This window comes from Ekhidna sp. ABH4_415 (assembly GCF_056161305.1).
Window position 1 is genome coordinate 234,509 of the sequence record NZ_JBSWYW010000001.1, and the last position, 17,865, is coordinate 252,373.

Genomic DNA, 17,865 nt, shown 5'->3' on the forward strand with positions numbered 1-17,865 from the left:
CTTGAGCCTGCTAGCGGTATGACAGGGCTTTAAGGTATGACTTAGTCCTAAGGTGAGGAATTTATGATTTTGACTTGATAATTAGAATATATTTATTAGTCTTAAAAAAAATGAAAATAATTTTACTCATAACGTTTGTGATATCCACTTCTGTTGTTTTCTCTCAAATCACAAATAACACCTCTTTTGTAGAAGGTAGTTTTAATTCCTCAAGTATTAAACTAGAGGCTAATTCAAGCACTGGTTCATTTTCAGGAAATGAAAAAAGCTTTAATGTTTTTTTGGGAATGGGTTTTACAACCAATGAGAAAACAGCATTAGGAATGTTCATTGGTCGAAGTGAAACTAAAGACTCATCTGTAGATTTTAAATTAACAAGAGTAGGAGGTATATATCAGAAGTTTTACAAGATGTCAGATGGTTTCTATTTTGCTCCACGAATGGAATTAAGCTTTGGCTTTGGATCCAGTTCATTCAGTGACACCTATGGAAATGAGAATGATTTTGACAACAGAGAGATTTTTGTAGGGTTTGTTCCTTCTCTACAATATTTCCTCAATGAAAAGTGGGCTATTAATGCACTGATTGGATCCATTAGTTATACGCGAAGAAAAGAATCTAACCGAAGCAGTGATACTGAATATATAACTAAAAATACGAATATCGCTTTGGACGTAAATTCTTTTCGTGTAGGATTTCAATATTTTTTAAGGAAAAAAGAACAATAGTTAACTAAAGCAAGGAAAGTTCGGGTATCGGGCAGAGTTCATTGAGTTGGTGGATTTAGCGAAGAGTATGAGTTATTAGCAGTAGCAACACCCCTGTAGTCCCCTTAAGGGGACAATTTCCCGGGGATGTAAATGTTAAAGGCGAGGAATTATTCCTCGCCTTTTTTATTATTCTTGTAATAAAAACCCTTATGAGATATCTTTTTGCCATTGTTTTTGTTATTGGCTGTTTTGTCCTAAAAGGTCAAATAAAAAAAGGAGCCAAAGTCATTGACTTAAGCATCGCATACAATAAATCTGACTTTGCTAGCAATCAAATGTTGTCTAACGTTTTTATGCAGCCGTTAGTGGGATTTTCAAGGTCAGAGAATCAGTTACTCTACCTTGGTATCCGGTATGAAAAGCGGAAATATGATTTTTCCGGCTCAATTTCAGAAAAGAATCTTACTTCTCTAGTGCTTGGTTATGAACGATTATTTGAACTAAATTCTAAAATTTATTTCTCTCCTTTTCTCTCAGGAACTGTTGGGGTGGGATCTCAGAAAGATTACGACCTCTCAAATGACTTAAAAGCATTTACTGTGAGTTTAAGGCCAAGACTGCATTATTTTATTAATGCTAAATGGTCAGTGGTTGCAAGTGTGGGAGCCATTGAATATCAAAGAGAAATACTGAATGATGACTATGTGAATTATACACAAAATTTCTCCGCGAACCTTAATGCATCAAATGTGTTTTTTGGAATACGGTTGAATTTAAACAACGAATGATTTGGAAAAAGTAATACTTGGAAAATCTGATTTAAAAATATCTCCCATCGTCTTTGGTGCCTGGGCTATAGGTGGCGCAGCATGGGGTGGCAATGATGATAGAGATGCCCTGGAAGCGATAAAAGTCAGCTATGATTTGGGGATTACTTCCATTGATACCGCACCAGTATATGGGTTTGGCCACAGCGAGTCACTGGTAGGAAAAGCTATAAAGGAAATCGGAAGGGACAATCTGGAGATTTTAACCAAGTTTGGATTCAATTGGAAAACAGAAAAAGGAGAATATCAATTTCCGACTACCGATGGTGGTAAAACTTATGCCTACGCTGGACGGGATGGAATTATTCAAGAGGTAGAAGACAGTCTTCAACGCTTAGGAACAGACTATATTGACCTATACCAAATCCACCGACCGGATGCCACCACGCCCATCGAAGAAACGATGGATACATTAAAAGATCTACAGGCGGAGGGAAAAATACGGGCAATTGGTGTCTCCAATCATACGGTAGCATTGATGAAGCGAGCGGAACAAGTAATTGATTTGGCATCTACACAATCACCATACAGCATGGTGTATCGAAAAATCGAGAAAGATATCATTCCTCATTGTCTCGAAGAAAATGTTGGAATTCTAGCTTACAGTCCTTTGCAGCGTGGTTTGCTGACAGGTAAGATCAAGTCAGATCATGAATTTAAGGGAGATGATCATCGGGCAGATAATAAGTTTTTCAAAGAACCGAACCGATCCAGAACCAATGCATTCCTAGAAGAAATCAAACCAATAGCAGAAGAACATAATGTAACGTTAGCACAGCTAGTGATTAACTGGACGGTGCAACGTGAAGGCATTACGGCAGCTTTGGTTGGCGCACGAAATGCGAAGCAGGCGGAAGAAAATGCGAAATCATTAAGTTTTAGGCTTACAAAGGAAGAAATCAACACAATCAATTCTGAGATGGAGAAGGTGGTGATTGATCATGATGTTTAGTCGCTAGTAATAGAGACCTATAAAAACGAGAAATCCAACAACAAGAGCCGCTTCAATGGTGTTTTGAATCCGTAGAGGCTGTTCTTGTATTGTTTTTTTACAAATGTATCCCACGATCCAGCTAACAATCAGTCCTATTATTCCGAATGATGCCAGCCCCAAGCTGAATAATAACCCCCAGCCCTTACCGTCATTCAATTCACCGTAATACCATATAGTCCAGGTTATAGTCAACAAAAGATGGATGATGGAAACAACCTTGAGTACCGATAACTTTTTCATGTAATCAAAGTAAGATTTCATACGGTACGATACCTATGATATTAAGCATCGCACCGTATGATTTTTTTTAGAATCTTAGATTCAAAGCCACAAGAAAGTTTCGTCCGGCTTGTGGGTAGAGGTAATTCTCTCGTACAACAAAGCTACCGGCAGCATAGCCAAAAGTGTATCCATTCGATGAGTACTCAACATCCAAAATGTTGTTGACTAATATGCTAATATTTACATTTTCAATTGAAGAAGCAGAGAAATCATAGCTCAGCCTCAGGTCATTGATAAAGTATGGATCAATGCTTCGCTGATCATTGCTAGTGTTGTCCAGGAATTGCTTACCAACGTACTTGCTTCGCAGTGCAGCTTCAAACCCATCAAAAGGAGTATAGGTCAATTGGCTACCTCCAATGACATTTGGGGAGAAAGAAATGTCTGTGTCTTTATACTGCGTTTCTTCTATATTGAACTCATCCCAAGCAGGACCATAGTTATATAGCACCTCAGTGAAATTCTCGATCTTGTTCCTACTTAATGTCAAATTTGCATCCCATCGCAATTGGTCGGTAAATTGATAGGCGCCTACTAATTCAATTCCCATTCGGTAACTATCCGGAACATTTTGACGGATGCTAGAGCCCACATCATTTAGCTCTCCTGTCAATACCAACTGATTTTCGTAATCCATCAGGTAGTAATTCGCCTGGAAGCTAAAATCCTGTCCAAACTTTCGATAACCTACTTCCAGATTTTTTAATGTCTCATGCTTAGGAGTTACACCACCGGGCGCATCCACAAAATCGTTGCGTACCGGCTCTCGATTAGCAATCGCAAATGAGGCATATACATTGGAGCTTTCGTTTAAGGTATAAGTTGCCCCCACTTTAGGATTGAAAAATGTGTAATCATCGCCGGTATTGATAGCTCTTAAATCACTATCAATGCCTACTGTTTCATAGTCAATCTTTCTTACCTGTAAGTCTGCAAACAGATTGACATCATTCAGCTGATAATTGGTTTTTAGATAAACATTGAAGTCCGTTTTTAGCCCAAAATTGTCATAATATCGTTCTCGAATGTCGCTGTTGCTGGCATATTGTGCCCAAATGATTTCTCCAAAATGATCGCCATCGTATTTGTTCCAGGCTCCTCCTAAGGTAATATCCATATCATCCTTGAGGTAGTTGAAGGAGAAAGTGGTACCGTAGAAGTCGTTATCCAGCCACCTTCTACGTATCAGATCAGTAGAAGTGATCGTATCATTGCCGATGATGACATCATTCAAATTATAATCAGCAAAATCATCATTATTTCTGTATTGCTCAAAGTACCCTCGTCCATAGGTGTAGTGGCCAGCTACATTTACTGATAAAGCATCGTTCAGCTGATGTGATAAGTGCAGCTGGTAATGATCCTGTTTGTAATTGTCCACCTCATTTTCATAGAGGTAATAATTAAATGTTCGCCCCGATGTGCGGATGTTTTCTGCTTGTTCTGACGTGTATCCATTGTTGGAAATCACTTCTTCTATGCCATCCCGATCGTTTTCCAATACTGCTTGTGGAGTTCCCCACCAGCTTTGGTAGGTGATCTCATGACCCCCGAAAACCAAAGCTTTGATGATCGTCTTATCGCCATAATATCCACCTGATAAGAAATATGATTGCAGGTCAGATTCTGCGCGATCGATGTATCCATCCGAGGCAATTTTCGATAGTCTGGATTCAAACGACCACTTATTCTTTAGCAACCCTGTGTTGTACATCAGGGTGTGTTTTCTAGTGTTGAAAGAACCGAAGCTGTTATTCACCTCGGCATAAGCTTCTCTCGATGGCACATTGGTTTGGAGATTTACCGTAGCACCAAATGCTGCTGCTCCATTGGTCGATGTACCAACTCCTCGTTGAATTTGGATGTTGTCAACCGATGAAGCAAAATCGGGCATATTCACCCAAAAAACACCATGTGATTCTGAGTCATTCACGGGGATGCCATTGATGGTCACGTTGATTCGTGTGGCATCACTACCGCGAATTCTTAGGCCGGTGTATCCTACACCAGCGCCAGCGTCGGAGGTGGTGACCAGAGACGGTGAAAGGTTTAAAAGGATGGGTAAATCCTGTCCCAGGTTTACATTCTCGATCTCCTTTTTCGAAATTTCAGAATAGGTAGTTGGTGTGTTTTCATTGGCACGTGTGGCGTAAACAATCACATCGTCTAATTCCTGTGTTTTCAAACTGTCTTGCGAGTACGCAAAACCTGTCAGCAGAACTGCCGCTAACATTAACAAAGCTCTCATGTTGATAAAAAATTAAACATTTAACCATACGGGAAGCGGGGACTCCCCTCCATTGGTTATCATACTGGCCGTAAAGCCTCTCCCTACGCCGGCATTACCCGGATCAGGTCATGGGTATGATCTCAGCCCTGTCAAGATCTTTAGCGTCTTGGCAATCGGCACCCCTTAATTGTGGCGCAAAGGTAGCTAGTGAAGTCGGTCAATTCCTAAATCCGCAATTAAAATTCCAGAATCTATTAAATTTCACTCAACTCCAACCATCGCATCTCTTTCTCTTCCAGCTCCTCTTCAATTGATTTGATTTGGATGCTTAATTCCTGCAGTTTTTCGTATTCGGTTTCGGTATTCATTGCATCTTGAAGCTCCTTTTTCTTTTGCTCAAGTGCAGGAATCTCCTTGTCTAACTGGTCCAGTTCACGCTGCTCATTGTAACTAAGCTTACGTGTACTCTTTTCCTTTTCTTCTATCGGTTCAGCTTTTGGTTCGGCTTTTTTCTCAGGGGTTAGTTCTGCTACAGGCACACCTTCTTTCTCCCGGTAGTCAGTGTAGTTGCCGGGGAAATCCCTGATCTTGCCATTGCCCTCGAATACAAACAGGTGATCCACCAGGCGGTCCATGAAGTACCGATCGTGAGATACAATCATGAGGCAGCCGGCAAAATTTTGAAGGTAATCTTCCAACACATTCAATGTGGTAATGTCCAGATCATTGGTCGGCTCATCCAGGATTAGGAAGTTCGGATTAGCCATTAAGACCCTAAGAAGCTGTAGTCTTCGTTTCTCTCCACCACTCAGCTTGCCAACAAAGTTGTGCTGCATCTTCGGAGGAAAAAGAAATTGATTTAAAAGTTGAGAGGCAGTAACCTGACTACCATTATCCAGTTGAATGTATTCGGCTACTTCTTTTACAATATCCAGGACCTTTTTAGAAGGATCAAAGATGGTTTCGTCCTGTGTATAGTATCCAAATTTGGTGGTTTGACCTACATCGATCTTTCCTGAGTCAGGTTTGATTTGCTGGGAAAGGATGTTGAGGAAAGTGGATTTGCCTACCCCATTTGGCCCAATAATGCCAATTTTTTCTCTGCGCTTAAACACATAGCTAAAATCTCTGATGAGTTTTAGGTCACTGTATGTTTTATTTACATGCTCAAGCTCTAGAATCTTTTTTCCTTGCCGTTCACCTTTGAGGTTCACCTCCATCTTTTGAGTTTGCACTGCGCTGTGTGCTTTAGCTTTTACATCCTGAAAAGCATCAACCCGATATTTAGCTTTGGTTCCTCGAGCCTTTGGTTGCCGTCGCATCCATTCCAGCTCTGTTTTGAATAGATTTTTGGCTTTATCGATGCTGGCAGCCTCCATTTCCATACGCTCTGCTTTCTTCTCCAAAAACTGGCTGTAATTGCCTTTGTATCGAAAGATTTTCCCTTGATCGATCTCCAGTATTTCGTTGGTTACTCGATCTAAAAAATAACGATCATGAGTCACCATCAGGAGTGTAAGGTTGACAGTTGCCAGGTAGTTTTCCAGCCACTCAATCAAGGCCAAATCCAGGTGGTTGGTAGGTTCATCTAGAATTAGGAAGTCAGGATTTACAACCAGTGCCTGAGCTAATGCTACACGTTTCTTCTGACCTCCGGACAGGTCTTTCATTTTCTGATCCAGATTGTGGATGCCTAGTTTCCCAAGAAGCCCTTTGATTTGATGCTCATATTCCCAAGCATTGAGTGCATCCATCTTTTCCAGGATTGGAGATAGGTCAGGTGCATTTTCTGGGTCGGTTTCGGTTTTGTACATCGCCAACTCATAGTCACGGATGACATTTAGCTCTTCTTTGTCTTCAGAAAAGACCGCCTCCAGGATGGTATCTTCAGGATTAAAATCCGGGTGCTGACGCAGCATGGAAACAGTGAGTCCTTTTCGGAAAGAGACGATTCCTTTATCGGGCAGTTCAATGCCGGCTATCACTTTCATTAGTGTGGACTTCCCTGTGCCATTCACGCCAACCAAAGCAGCTTTTTGTCCCTGGTCTAGTCCAAATGTAATATTTTCAAAGAGCTTCTTTTCATCGTAGCTCTTGCTTAGCTCCTCAACCGATAGATAGTTCATGAAGCAAAAGTAGCCACTCCATCATTGGAACAAATCAACGGCCTTTGGTTTTATATAGGTTATGAAGCAATTAATATTATCCGTACTGATTCTTTCACTGGTAGCGTGTGCTCCATCAAACTCACAAGAAACAAAAATAAATAAGCAGGGTGTTGAAAAACCGAGTGATTTCAATGACTACTGGTACGCTGGAGAGGCTGAAATCACTAGTTACAAACTGGAGCAGGCACGATATGGTGAGATTCATTCCGGAGAGGCTGTCTTAGTATTCGTTACTGAACCCTTTTCAAAAAGCAAACATGTGAAGCTGGATGATTGGAGGGATGCAAGTGATGATAATGTGAGCGTGATGAAGCTGAATATGACCAAAAAATTTCTAACAGGCATTTATCCATACTCCATGATGATGAGTACGTTCACGCCTGTTTCATATGATAAATATCCAGATCTGTTTAAAGCAACTACCTCGTCTCAGGAATGGTGCGGACATACCTGGATGCAGCTGAATTTACAAGATGACAGTTATCGCTTGAGAGGGTTTTCTTACTTTGAATCGGAGGGCGATATAGATAAAACTGTGTCCAATACCATTTTGGAAGATGAGCTATGGACCCGTCTGCGTTTTAATCCAGAAAATTTGCCATTGGGAAATGTAGAAGTTTTTCCATCCACTTTTTACTTGCGGTTAAGACATCAGGAAACTAAGCCGCAGATGGCGAATGCTTCCAGACTTGATGTACACACGTCAGAGTACTCGGATGATCCGCATAGTATTTATATCCTTGAGTATAAAAACCGGAAATTTTCCATTTACTATGAGAAGGAGTTTCCTTTCACCATTTTGGGATGGGAAGAAACCTACATGAGTGGTTTTGGAGAATCTGAGATGCTTACTACTAAGGCAAAACGGATCAATACCATCAAATCAGCCTATTGGAGCAAAAACAGCAATGAGGATCGAGCGATTAGGAAGGAGTTGGGACTGGGAGTGGATTAACCCCCCCCCAGCCGCACTTTTCTTTCGCTTGCCCCCATTCAAAGGGGGATTACTTCTCACATTTATTTTATAAATGTCCCCTTGAGGGGACTACAGGGGTGTTTACTTTTGATAATATGAATGAAAACAAAAACCCCTGGATCACCCATTCTTCCAAAATCATTTATGACAACCCATGGATCACGTTGACAGAGCATGATGTGACCAATCCCGGTGGAGGAAAAAGTCTCTATGGGAAGGTGCATTATAAAAACTGGGCACTGGGAATTATTCCGCTTGATGAAAATCAATATACCTGGTTAGTTGGACAATATCGATATACGCTCAACGCGTATTCCTGGGAAATACCAATGGGTGGTGGACCGCTCGATATTCCTATCATAGAGTCAGCCAAAAGGGAACTCAAAGAGGAAACAGGGCTCACAGCTGAGAAATGGACGGAGATCTGCAGAATTCATACTTCTAATTCCGTCACAGATGAAACAGGAATAGCTTTTCTCGCAGAAGGCTTAAACGAGGGAGAAACTGAATTCGAAGAAACCGAAGACTTAGAAATCAAGAAACTTCCTTTTTCAGAGGCTCTTGCCATGTGCGATAAAGGTGAAATTACAGATAGCCTTAGTGTAGCTGCAATCTATCGACTTAGACGGATGCTTAATTCATAATTGGTTACTCCTTAAATAATGGTAGTTTGATCTTGAAAGTTGTTCCTTTATCAGGACTGCTTTCAACTTCAATTTCACCTTTATTGAGTTGCACGAACTCTTTAACAAGTTGTAATCCTAGTCCAAGTCCCCTTTCTCCTGAGGTACCTTTTGTAGAGATGGAGTCGTCAAGATTAAATAGTCTTTCCAGCTTTTCTTTTGGTATTCCTACTCCATTGTCAGAAACCTTTATTTCACAATACTTTCGATCTTCATCTGGTTCAGCTGCAACTTTCACATGGCCCCCTTTATGGGTGAACTTGACGGCATTATTGACCAAATTCCTAAGAATTGTTGAAGTGGTGTTTTTGTCTACTAACAATTCACTGGCTTCATTGGCTTCATAGGTTAATTCAATGTCTTTGGATTTGGCATTATCCTGAAACATTTCAATAACGTCTTTGACAAGCGTATCTAAATCTAACTTTTCCGGCACATATGGGAAATGTCCTTTTTGCTGAAGAGCCCATTTGAGAAGTGTATCAAGCAATTTTGTGATACGATCCACAGAATCACTCATTTGATCTACCATTCCTTTGACACCTTCTGGGTTACCCCCTTTCAAATACATTTGAGAAACCGTGACCAATCCACCAAGTGTATTTACAGGCCCTCTCAGATCATGCGAAATGATAGAAAAGAACTTGTCTTTAGTATGATTCAACACTTCGAGATCATCTTTCTGCTTTGCCAGCTGCTTGCTGAGTCTGTTTTTTGACTTAAACGACATGAAAACGATAATAGCCAGGCAGATAAAAGCAACCAGTAAAATACCTCCTGTGATGATGATAATTCGGTTATTTCTTTTTTGTTCCAATAAAAGATCTACCTCTGCCTGTTTGAGGCCAACCTCATACTCTGTCCGCATGTCCCCAAGCCTTTGAGTAGTTTCTAAATTCTGAATGCTGTCTTTGTATGCATAATACTGGGTTTGATACTTGATGGCTTCCTCCAGATTTCCTCGTTTATTGTACAATTTAAATAGGAGGTTTGAAGCGTCTCTAACTTGCTCTTTAAGTCCTACACTTTGAGCCATATCAAGGCCTGTTAACGTATATTTTATAGCATCTTCTTCCTGCCCTTCTTCCAGATAAATAGTACCAAGCTGATTATAATAATCAGCCATTCCATACTTATCACCCATTGGCTTCAGCATATCAATTGCAGTGAACAAATCCTCTTTAGCTTTATTTCTATTCCCCTGCTTCCAATAAACCAACGCACGATTTCCGATGATATAGGCAACCCCCAATTCAAATTTTAGCTGCTCCAGAATCGGTTCAGCTTCATTGTAATAGGCCATTGCTGAGTCATAATTACCTGTCAAATAGTAATCATACCCATAATTCAACAGGCTAAGAGCAAGTGGTTGCTTTTGACCTAGTTCTCTCAGTAAATCTATGGTTTTGGATCCATAATAAAGGGCATTTTCAGAATCCCCATTTTGGGTATAGCATGTTGATATTTCTGCGTAAATTTCTCCTAATGTCCTTATGTATTGTTCTTTTCCTGCTGCATCGTCAGCGCCTTTGAATAGCGATTCAATTGCTCGTTCCAGATTACCCATGAATCGATGGGCAATGCCTATCTGCATGTATGCTTTGATGCGGTAATCCAGGCTATTTGCCTTTTCTGCCAGCTCTAATAAATATTCTGCGTGTCTAAGTCTTTCGTCAGGGGAAATGGTATGGGTGGACAAACGATAATAGGCCTCCATTTCCTGACTTGGAGTCATTATTCCCTTTTCTATTTCATTTATTATACTGTCGGCCTTCACTTGGTTTTGAGAAAAACCACAGAAGCAAATCAGTAAGCTGAAGGATAATGATAGTAATGGTTTGTGTGTTTTCATGTTTGGTTATTAACCAATTTATTCACCTTCATCAGGAGTGTCGGACTGTCCGCCTACAGTAATTTTTGGATCAAGTCTGATGCCCATGTTTGAACCCTCAGGTACATAAACAATATCATACTTCAGTGAGTTTTTGGTGGTATTTGGTGGTATGCGGATTATCCACATTTTTTGTGGAATGAAGTCTACTGGTAAATCCCCTAGAATTTCTTGGGAAGGTTCATCAAAATCAATTTCATCAACCTCTGACAATCCAACACCGGCAAACCAGAAAATATAATCTCCCGGTTCTACGATAGCCGTAACTGAGGTTTCTTCTACTTCCTGATAACCAATATGATCATCGGTGTTTGTGTCAAACATCAATTTGCCATCTGTGTATTTTAGAACCGTAATTGACTTATCAGAATCTTCAAATCTGCCTTTTTCAGATTTTAGGTATTCATCTGCCAGCTCAGATGCTGCCAGCATATCTCGGTCTAGTTCGTCAGATTCAATAATTGAATCTTCCTGACAAGCAATAAATAGAAGTGAAAATATTAGCGGAAGTTGCCTAACCTTTAAGGTCTTCATATAATGGTGGTTTAAATTAAGAGAAACAATATATTACATACTTTATCAATTGATAATGTTTTTTACTGATCATTAGATGAACTCATTGAAAACTCCGACAGAATAGACAATGAGATTTAAAAAAACTTATTTCTGATCTCTCTTTAGAAGTCTATCAATTTGTGACCATCCTTGGTCACTCACGAAACCGCGATTGGTGGCATAAATAGAATCTTTCATGGCCTCTTTAAGTGTTATAAATTCCCAGCCTTTGCTTTTGTACCATCCCAGCAGTGCATGAAGATATTTGGAATTGATTGGGTTTGCATGGAGTAATAGAATGTGTTTTACACTACTTCCAGTTAATTCTACCCCCATTTTTTCATATTTGAGGGAAATCTCTTTCATGTGTTCGATGTATTCATTTCCGAATTGGATCATCTTCTCCGTGTCATCTTCTCTAAGTGCACGACTGTAATCCCGATTATAAATCCATTCATTGTTATCAATAGAAACGGGCGCTATGGTGTAGCCCTCTTTTTCGAGAAATGCATAAACCGAATCTCGTTTATCTACGGTATTGCCTCTTCGCAGCATGCTGTATCTGAAGTAATTCGTTGTGAACCATTTACCTGCAAGCAATTGACATGAATCGATATCAGCTATGTATTTAGCAGCCGACACTTCATTGAAATTGTAGTGACGATGGGTGTGATTACCCAGGTCATGTCCATTTTCTAGCCACAAATCCAGGATCATCTCATTATCTTCTGACATGTTACTGGAAGTCACAAACCCTGTGGCTTTTACATCAAATTTGTCAAGGGTGGAAAGGATTCTTTTTGTCGAGACTATCTTCATGCTGTCCGTCATACCGGCAGAATAGCCAAATGGAAGGTCATCAAAGGTGACTGCAACCTGTTGCGCAAAGCATAAATGTGGAAGTAATGATGCTAAAAGTGCAAGAAATTTCATTTTTAAGTGGACAATGAGTAGACTGGAATAGGAAGAGTTACTTGTTGAGAATCGAAGATACTACCTTGCGACTTCAATGTAAATACAGCATGACCCTTAAAGAACATTTACGAAAAAACATTGTGCTTGCACTGCCTGTGGTAATTGGCCAATTAGGTCACATTATGGTCGGTGTAGCTGATAGTGTAATGGTGGGACGTTTGGGTGTCATTCCCCTTGCGGCAGCAACTTTTGCAGGTACGATCTATCATATCCTCATGCTCTTTGGAATCGGGGTGAGTTATGCCATCACCCCAAAGGTTGCGGCCACAGATATCCACAATAAATCTAAGTTGCTAGGGTTTCTGCAAAACGGGTTCTTTATGAATCTGGGGCTAGGTATTTTGCTATTTGGACTTGGGTTGGTGGCCAGTCGTTTCTTGCAATATTTTGGCCAGGAGACTCCTGTTGCTGAGGCAGCAAGGCCTTACCTCATCATTATGTGTGGTTCCCTGATTCCGCTGATGATCTTTCAAACCTATCGTCAATATGCTGAAGGTCTTTCAGATACGTTTAGCCCAATGGCGGTTTCTGTTTTTGCAAATCTTTTGAATGTGTTTTTCAATTACATGCTCATTTATGGAAAATTAGGAGCACCAGCACTGGGATTAAATGGTGCCGGGTATGCAACACTTCTTGCACGGGTTATTATGTTTTCGTTGATGATCTGGTGGGTGAGAAACAAGGTTCGGGGCTTTGAGTGGAAATACACATGGTCAGGAATAAGAGAATTGCTTCGAATCGGACTTCCATCGGGATTGCAGTATGTGTTTGAAGTAGGTGCATTTGCAACTGCTGCTATTATGGTTGGCTGGATTGGAGCGGAAGCATTAGCGGCACATAATATTGCATTGAATCTTGCAGCCATTAGCTATATGGCGGCAACTGGACTTGCAGCGGCTTCCACCATCCGTATTGGTAATCAGATGAGACTGAAAGATCGAAGAAATCTTCGGATCGCAGGATTTTCATCTTTTGGATTGGTGACCATATTTATGGCCATGTGTGGGCTGACTTTTATTTTGCTGAGAAACGCTCTGCCAGCACTTTACATTGAAGATCAAGTGGTTCGAACTACAGCGGCATCTCTTTTGATTATTGCTGCAGCTTTCCAAATTTCGGATGGTATTCAGGCAGTTGGGCTGGGTGTACTTCGAGGGTTGACTGACGTAAGAGTCCCGACCATTGTCACATTTGTTGCTTATTGGTTAATTGCTATACCCGTAGGGTATTGGCTGGCTTTTCATGGTGGTCATGGTGTACAGGGAGTATGGTATGGGTTATCCATCGGACTTACTATTTCCGGAGTATTGCATATTTGGCGATTTAACAGGTTATCGAAGAAAATCAAATTTGTGTAACGGCAGTGCATTTAATAATTTCCGATATTTGGCGGCCTCTTAAGAATCAATAGTGAGAAAAAAACAAGCCGCCCTCATCTTCATTTTTGCAACCGTCCTGATTGATATCATAGGAATCGGGCTAATCATCCCAGTATTGCCACAATTATTGATGGAGGTTTCCGGATTGAATACCAGTGAAAGCTCGATCATTGGAGGGACACTAATTGCTACCTACGCAGTGATGCAATTTTTCTTTGCGCCAGTGCTTGGAGGGCTTAGTGATCAGTTTGGTAGACGACCACTTTTGCTAATGGCACTCTTCGGTCTGGGGTTAGATTATTTGATTATTGTGTTTGCACCTAATCTGCTGTGGCTCTATGTCGCGCGAGTCATTTCCGGAATCTGTGGTAGTAGTATTACGGTGGCAAATGCCTATATCGCAGATATAAGTACGCCAGAAAACAAAGCCAAGAACTTCGGAATGATTGGAGCTGCATTTGGGTTGGGCTTTGTAATTGGGCCTACGCTAGGTGGGTTTCTGGGTGAAATTGGAACACGCATACCATTCATGATAGCTGCCGGACTGGCATTTTTAAACATGTTCTACGGAATGATTGCTATTCCAGAATCCCTTCATCAGGAGGATAGACGAGTATTTACCTGGAAACGAGCGAATCCATTTGGTACATTGAAGCAAATTTTTAGCTACAAAAAGATTGTAGGATTGGTAATTAGCCTATTCTTCATATATGTTGCGGCGCATGCTACGCACACCAACTGGGCATATTTTACAGATGAAAAATTCGGGTGGACACCATTGGATATTGGCTTGTCACTTGGGTTTGTAGGAATCATGGTTTCCATTGTCCAGGGAGGTCTGGTGGGGCCTATTGTTAAAAGAATAGGAGAGGTGAATGCAGTGTATACCGGATTTGTGTTCAATGCACTTGGCCTGCTAATGATGGGACTCGTACCATATGGTTGGATGGTTTATCTGGTCATTATCCCTTATGCTTTTGGTGGTTTAGCAGGTCCCTCCTTACAATCGATCATGACTAGTGAGGTTCCTAAAAATGCACAAGGCGAGTTGCAGGGTGGGATTACCAGCATCATGACCCTAACTTCCATAGTAGGGCCACTGCTGATGACTGGGATTTTCAGGTATTATACCAATCAGGAAAATGAAATCTATTTTCCTGGCGCTCCTTTTATACTTGGAACAGCCATTGCAATCTTGAGCATCTTTATAGCTAGAACCTCACTGGTAAAGATCAAGCAACTAGCTAGTCGTCCTTCAGGTACTTAACTGGATTGGAGGAGGCTGCTCTTAAAGACTGATAGCCCACCGTTAAGATGACCAATCCCAGAACAATCAAAAGTGCAACTGCAAAAGTGATCCAATTGATATCGATTCTGTAATGGTAGGACTCCAGCCATTCGCCTAAAAAGTAAACAGCAAAGGGAACTGCAATAATAAACGCGATGGCCACCCATTTGGTAAAATCGGTAAAAATCAATCGTAAAATGGTGTTGATCTCTGCGCCAAGAACTTTTCTGATGCTGATCTCTTTTCTTCGCTTCTCAATAATAAAAAGCGTAAGCCCATAAAGGCCGAGACAGGCAATGATTATTGACACAGCAGAGAATAACCCAACCATTCCCAGGTATCTGTTTTCTTCCTCATACAGATTAGCAACCCGGTCATCCATGAAAGAATAAGAGAATTCTTGAGTAGATCCTAACTCATTCCACATTGTTTCTATTTCTTCAATGCGCTCGATCAGATTGCTCACCTCCATTTTTAAAGTAATGGTATTGTGAGCCGCCAGGTTATCAGAGACCCGATGGAAAATCAATGTCGGAGCTACTTCGTTTTGAAGCGTTTCAAAATGAAAATCTTCAACGATCCCCGCCACGCTGATTTCATTATCTCCGATTCTGATTGTATTTGCTTCTGCAGAAGAAAACTCAAAAGCCCTCATCGCAGCTTCATTTAATATTACCGAACCACGTTGATCTCCTTCCGAATCAGGTAAAAAGTTTCTTCCATACTTTACCGGTATTCCATAGATGTCAAAAAAGTTGGCGTCCACATACGTATACCTCATTCTAAGTGGATCTCCTTCCCAGTCATTGGGTCTTACAAACACAAAACTTCTGGTCCATGAGGTAGGTACTGATCGACTTGATGAAATGTCATTGATGTATGACTTATTTGATAGTTCTGCTTTAAAAGATTTAAGCCGTGTTTGAGCCAGCTCCCGGTCGGTAAAACTTCTGGGTGAAGCATTTATTATGAGGATTCCTTTAGACTCAAATCCCATGTTTTTGTTAGCCATGTAATTGATCTGACGGCTCACAATGATGGTGCTGGTAATTAGAAAAAGAGCTATGGCAAACTGAAGGACAACCAAAACATTTCTAAATGAAGTCGATGCATTCATTCCTAATTTTTGTCTTAAAACTTCGATAGCTCCAATTGAAGAAAGGTAGAATGCCGGGTAGCTGCCGCTTAAAATTCCCAACGAAATGATTAGTACCATACTGGCTGCCATTATTTCCAATCCGGAAAACTGGGAAAGCGCAATATTCAAATCAAAGAACTGATTAAATGGGGCGATCGTGAAAACAACAATCAGCAAACCAAGGATTGTTGCAATAAATGACATGACAAATGATTCAGTGATGAATTGTGTACGAAGTTGCCCTTGAAATGCACCTAATACCTTCCTTAAACCAACTTCTTTTGCCCGTTGTGTAGCCTGGGCAGTAGAGAGGTTCATGAAATTGATGATTGCAATAAGTAAAATAGCAATCCCAATAGCCAGAAGTGTTCGGACATTTGCAGAATCACCAAAAAAAGTGTCATAGACTTCCTCTAATGGAAGCAACCTGAAGTTGGTGTTTTCTCTTACTTGTTTATCCCAAATCGATTCAATGAGATTTGGAAAATCTGCTTCAAGTTGAAGGGCATCACTCGGATCTCTCAGTAAAACATACGTTTCTAAGAAAGACCCATTCCAGCTATTGGCAAGTTCAGAATATATCGGGATACTTTCCATTGGAATCATCATCGTCGGCTGCAGAGAAGCATTTTCAGGATGATTTCTGATAACAGCAGATACTTGATACCTAAGTGTCGTATCCTCTTCTTGCAAGAATACTTCTATGTAGTTGCCAACCGCATTGCTTGTGTCGAAGTATTTAATCGCCGTTTTTTCATTTATTACAATCGAATTTTTAGTCGGAAAGAGTCTAGCTTGATTCCCATGGACCACCGGAAAGGTGAAAATTTTGAATAAGGATGGATCAGTATAGACAATATCTTCTTCCAGATATCGATTATTTTTTTTGATACTGGCACTGGAAGTATAGTACCTGGATGATTCTTCGATCTGGTTATAGTCACTTATTAGCCGATCTTTTAAGGGTACCCAGGTATCATAAGTGGCCTGTGTTCCATCAGGTGTGATACGCTCTTTGTAAGCCATGAATATCCGATCTTTTTTCTGATGGTGGTCATCGAAAGTGAAAATCTGATAGGTGTATAGAAAAATGAAAACGAAGGCTGCAACTCCAATTGAAAGTCCGAAGATGTTGATAAATGAGGTCGACTTCCTTTTAAGTAGTGTTCGAAAAGCGACTTTGAGATAGTTTCGGAAAATCATTGTATTAAGAGATAAGTGATAAAAAGATTTTAAGTTGGTGGGTTTTAGAGAGCGGAATACTTCCAATATAAATTTGAATCGTGCTTTAAATAGCCCTTCTTCCTGTACACGCCAGTAAAATGCTTCGGTGATATCCCCTTGTATTTCATCCGAAAAGTCTGCTCGAAGAAAGAACTCGAGAAATCTTAAAGCCCATTTTGGTGGCTGATGCTTCATATCAGATTAAAATTCATTTTAGGGATAGTTTTCCAAATTTCATTTCTTCGATGCTGTAGATCTTGTGCAGTTTCATACCCTTGATTTGTTGCTCGATAGAGTCTTTTGCCTTTTCCTCCCCGCTCAGGTGTAGGCTCACCAAGTCGGGACTCCACAAACCCTTTCTTTTCGAGGCGCTTTAATACCACATGAATGGCAGGGAGTGAAATCGTCTGTGAAAGCTGATTTTTATACTCCTTGGCAATTTCAACTCCGTAGGTTTCTTCCTTCATGAGTAGGATGATTAAGATCATTTCTTCCAGTGTTCCAAGTTGAAGATTCATTAGTGTTTGGTTTATAGGATGGTGACA

15 protein-coding genes are annotated in these 17,865 nt (G+C 40.6%); 7 read left to right on the forward strand and 8 right to left on the reverse strand.

Translation table 11 applies throughout. From position 1 onward, the window contains the following. Positions 1-110 precede the first annotated feature (110 nt). The 3 genes from ACXAH9_RS01040 (at position 111) to ACXAH9_RS01050 (ending at position 2,489) form a co-directional block, all read left to right on the forward strand. Positions 111-728 carry a hypothetical protein gene (locus tag ACXAH9_RS01040; RefSeq protein WP_474893033.1) on the forward strand — a complete coding sequence of 206 codons (618 nt, stop codon included), beginning with the start codon at positions 111-113 and terminating at the stop codon, positions 726-728. A 191-nt stretch (positions 729-919) separates the two neighbouring features. Next, complete coding sequence (locus ACXAH9_RS01045) at positions 920-1,498, forward strand: hypothetical protein (RefSeq protein WP_474893034.1); 579 nt, start codon at positions 920-922, stop codon at positions 1,496-1,498. A gap of 1 nt (position 1,499) precedes the next feature. After that, positions 1,500-2,489, forward strand: a complete 990-nt coding sequence (locus ACXAH9_RS01050; protein ID WP_474893035.1) for an aldo/keto reductase — start codon at positions 1,500-1,502, stop codon at positions 2,487-2,489. A gap of 3 nt (positions 2,490-2,492) precedes the next feature. Here ACXAH9_RS01050 and ACXAH9_RS01055 read toward each other — a convergent pair whose 3' ends face one another. From ACXAH9_RS01055 to ACXAH9_RS01065, 3 genes are all read right to left on the reverse strand, one after another. After that, positions 2,493-2,771, reverse strand: coding sequence for a hypothetical protein (locus ACXAH9_RS01055; protein WP_349565355.1), 279 nt, complete (start codon positions 2,769-2,771; stop codon positions 2,493-2,495). 67 nt (positions 2,772-2,838) lie between these two features. Beyond that, positions 2,839-5,061, reverse strand: a complete 2,223-nt coding sequence (locus tag ACXAH9_RS01060; protein WP_474893036.1) for a TonB-dependent receptor — start codon at positions 5,059-5,061, stop codon at positions 2,839-2,841. A 236-nt stretch (positions 5,062-5,297) separates the two neighbouring features. Further along, positions 5,298-7,169, reverse strand: a complete 1,872-nt coding sequence (locus tag ACXAH9_RS01065) for an ABC-F family ATP-binding cassette domain-containing protein (RefSeq protein WP_474893037.1) — start codon at positions 7,167-7,169, stop codon at positions 5,298-5,300. A gap of 61 nt (positions 7,170-7,230) precedes the next feature. On the opposite strand from ACXAH9_RS01065, the gene ACXAH9_RS01070 reads away from it, so the two are divergent. Together ACXAH9_RS01070 and ACXAH9_RS01075 are read left to right on the forward strand one after the other, a co-directional pair. Beyond that, positions 7,231-8,166 carry a hypothetical protein gene (locus tag ACXAH9_RS01070; protein WP_474893038.1) on the forward strand — a complete coding sequence of 312 codons (936 nt, stop codon included), beginning with the start codon at positions 7,231-7,233 and terminating at the stop codon, positions 8,164-8,166. Positions 8,167-8,282: 116 nt separating this feature from the next. Next, positions 8,283-8,831, forward strand: coding sequence for an NUDIX domain-containing protein (locus ACXAH9_RS01075; RefSeq protein WP_474893039.1), 549 nt, complete (start codon positions 8,283-8,285; stop codon positions 8,829-8,831). A gap of 4 nt (positions 8,832-8,835) precedes the next feature. Here the strand turns inward: ACXAH9_RS01075 and ACXAH9_RS01080 are convergent, their stop codons facing one another. The 3 genes from ACXAH9_RS01080 to ACXAH9_RS01090 all read right to left on the reverse strand — a co-directional run bounded on the left by ACXAH9_RS01080 (position 8,836) and on the right by ACXAH9_RS01090 (position 12,249). Beyond that, the gene (locus ACXAH9_RS01080; RefSeq protein WP_474893040.1) at positions 8,836-10,722 is read right to left on the reverse strand and encodes an ATP-binding protein; all 1,887 of its coding nucleotides are present in this window, start codon (positions 10,720-10,722) and stop codon (positions 8,836-8,838) included. An 18-nt stretch (positions 10,723-10,740) separates the two neighbouring features. Next, positions 10,741-11,295, reverse strand: coding sequence for a hypothetical protein (locus tag ACXAH9_RS01085; RefSeq protein ID WP_474893041.1), 555 nt, complete (start codon positions 11,293-11,295; stop codon positions 10,741-10,743). A 126-nt stretch (positions 11,296-11,421) separates the two neighbouring features. Further along, a complete protein-coding gene (locus tag ACXAH9_RS01090) occupies positions 11,422-12,249 on the reverse strand; it encodes a polysaccharide deacetylase family protein (RefSeq protein WP_474893042.1) in 828 nt (275 codons plus the stop codon). Positions 12,250-12,338: 89 nt separating this feature from the next. Here ACXAH9_RS01090 and ACXAH9_RS01095 point away from each other — a divergent pair, with 89 nt between their 5' ends. Together ACXAH9_RS01095 and ACXAH9_RS01100 are read left to right on the forward strand one after the other, a co-directional pair. Further along, complete coding sequence (locus tag ACXAH9_RS01095) at positions 12,339-13,649, forward strand: MATE family efflux transporter (protein ID WP_474893043.1); 1,311 nt, start codon at positions 12,339-12,341, stop codon at positions 13,647-13,649. A gap of 52 nt (positions 13,650-13,701) precedes the next feature. Continuing rightward, complete coding sequence (locus ACXAH9_RS01100) at positions 13,702-14,937, forward strand: TCR/Tet family MFS transporter (RefSeq protein WP_474893044.1); 1,236 nt, start codon at positions 13,702-13,704, stop codon at positions 14,935-14,937. Here the strand turns inward: ACXAH9_RS01100 and ACXAH9_RS01105 are convergent. Next, the gene (locus ACXAH9_RS01105; protein ID WP_474893045.1) at positions 14,915-17,515 is read right to left on the reverse strand and encodes an ABC transporter permease; all 2,601 of its coding nucleotides are present in this window, start codon (positions 17,513-17,515) and stop codon (positions 14,915-14,917) included. The two genes, ACXAH9_RS01100 and ACXAH9_RS01105, sit on opposite strands and share 23 nt — an antisense overlap. Next, positions 17,512-17,838, reverse strand: a complete 327-nt coding sequence (locus ACXAH9_RS01110) for a PadR family transcriptional regulator (protein WP_474893046.1) — start codon at positions 17,836-17,838, stop codon at positions 17,512-17,514. Before ACXAH9_RS01110 ends, ACXAH9_RS01105 begins: the two co-directional genes overlap by 4 nt. Positions 17,839-17,865: the final 27 nt, after the last annotated feature.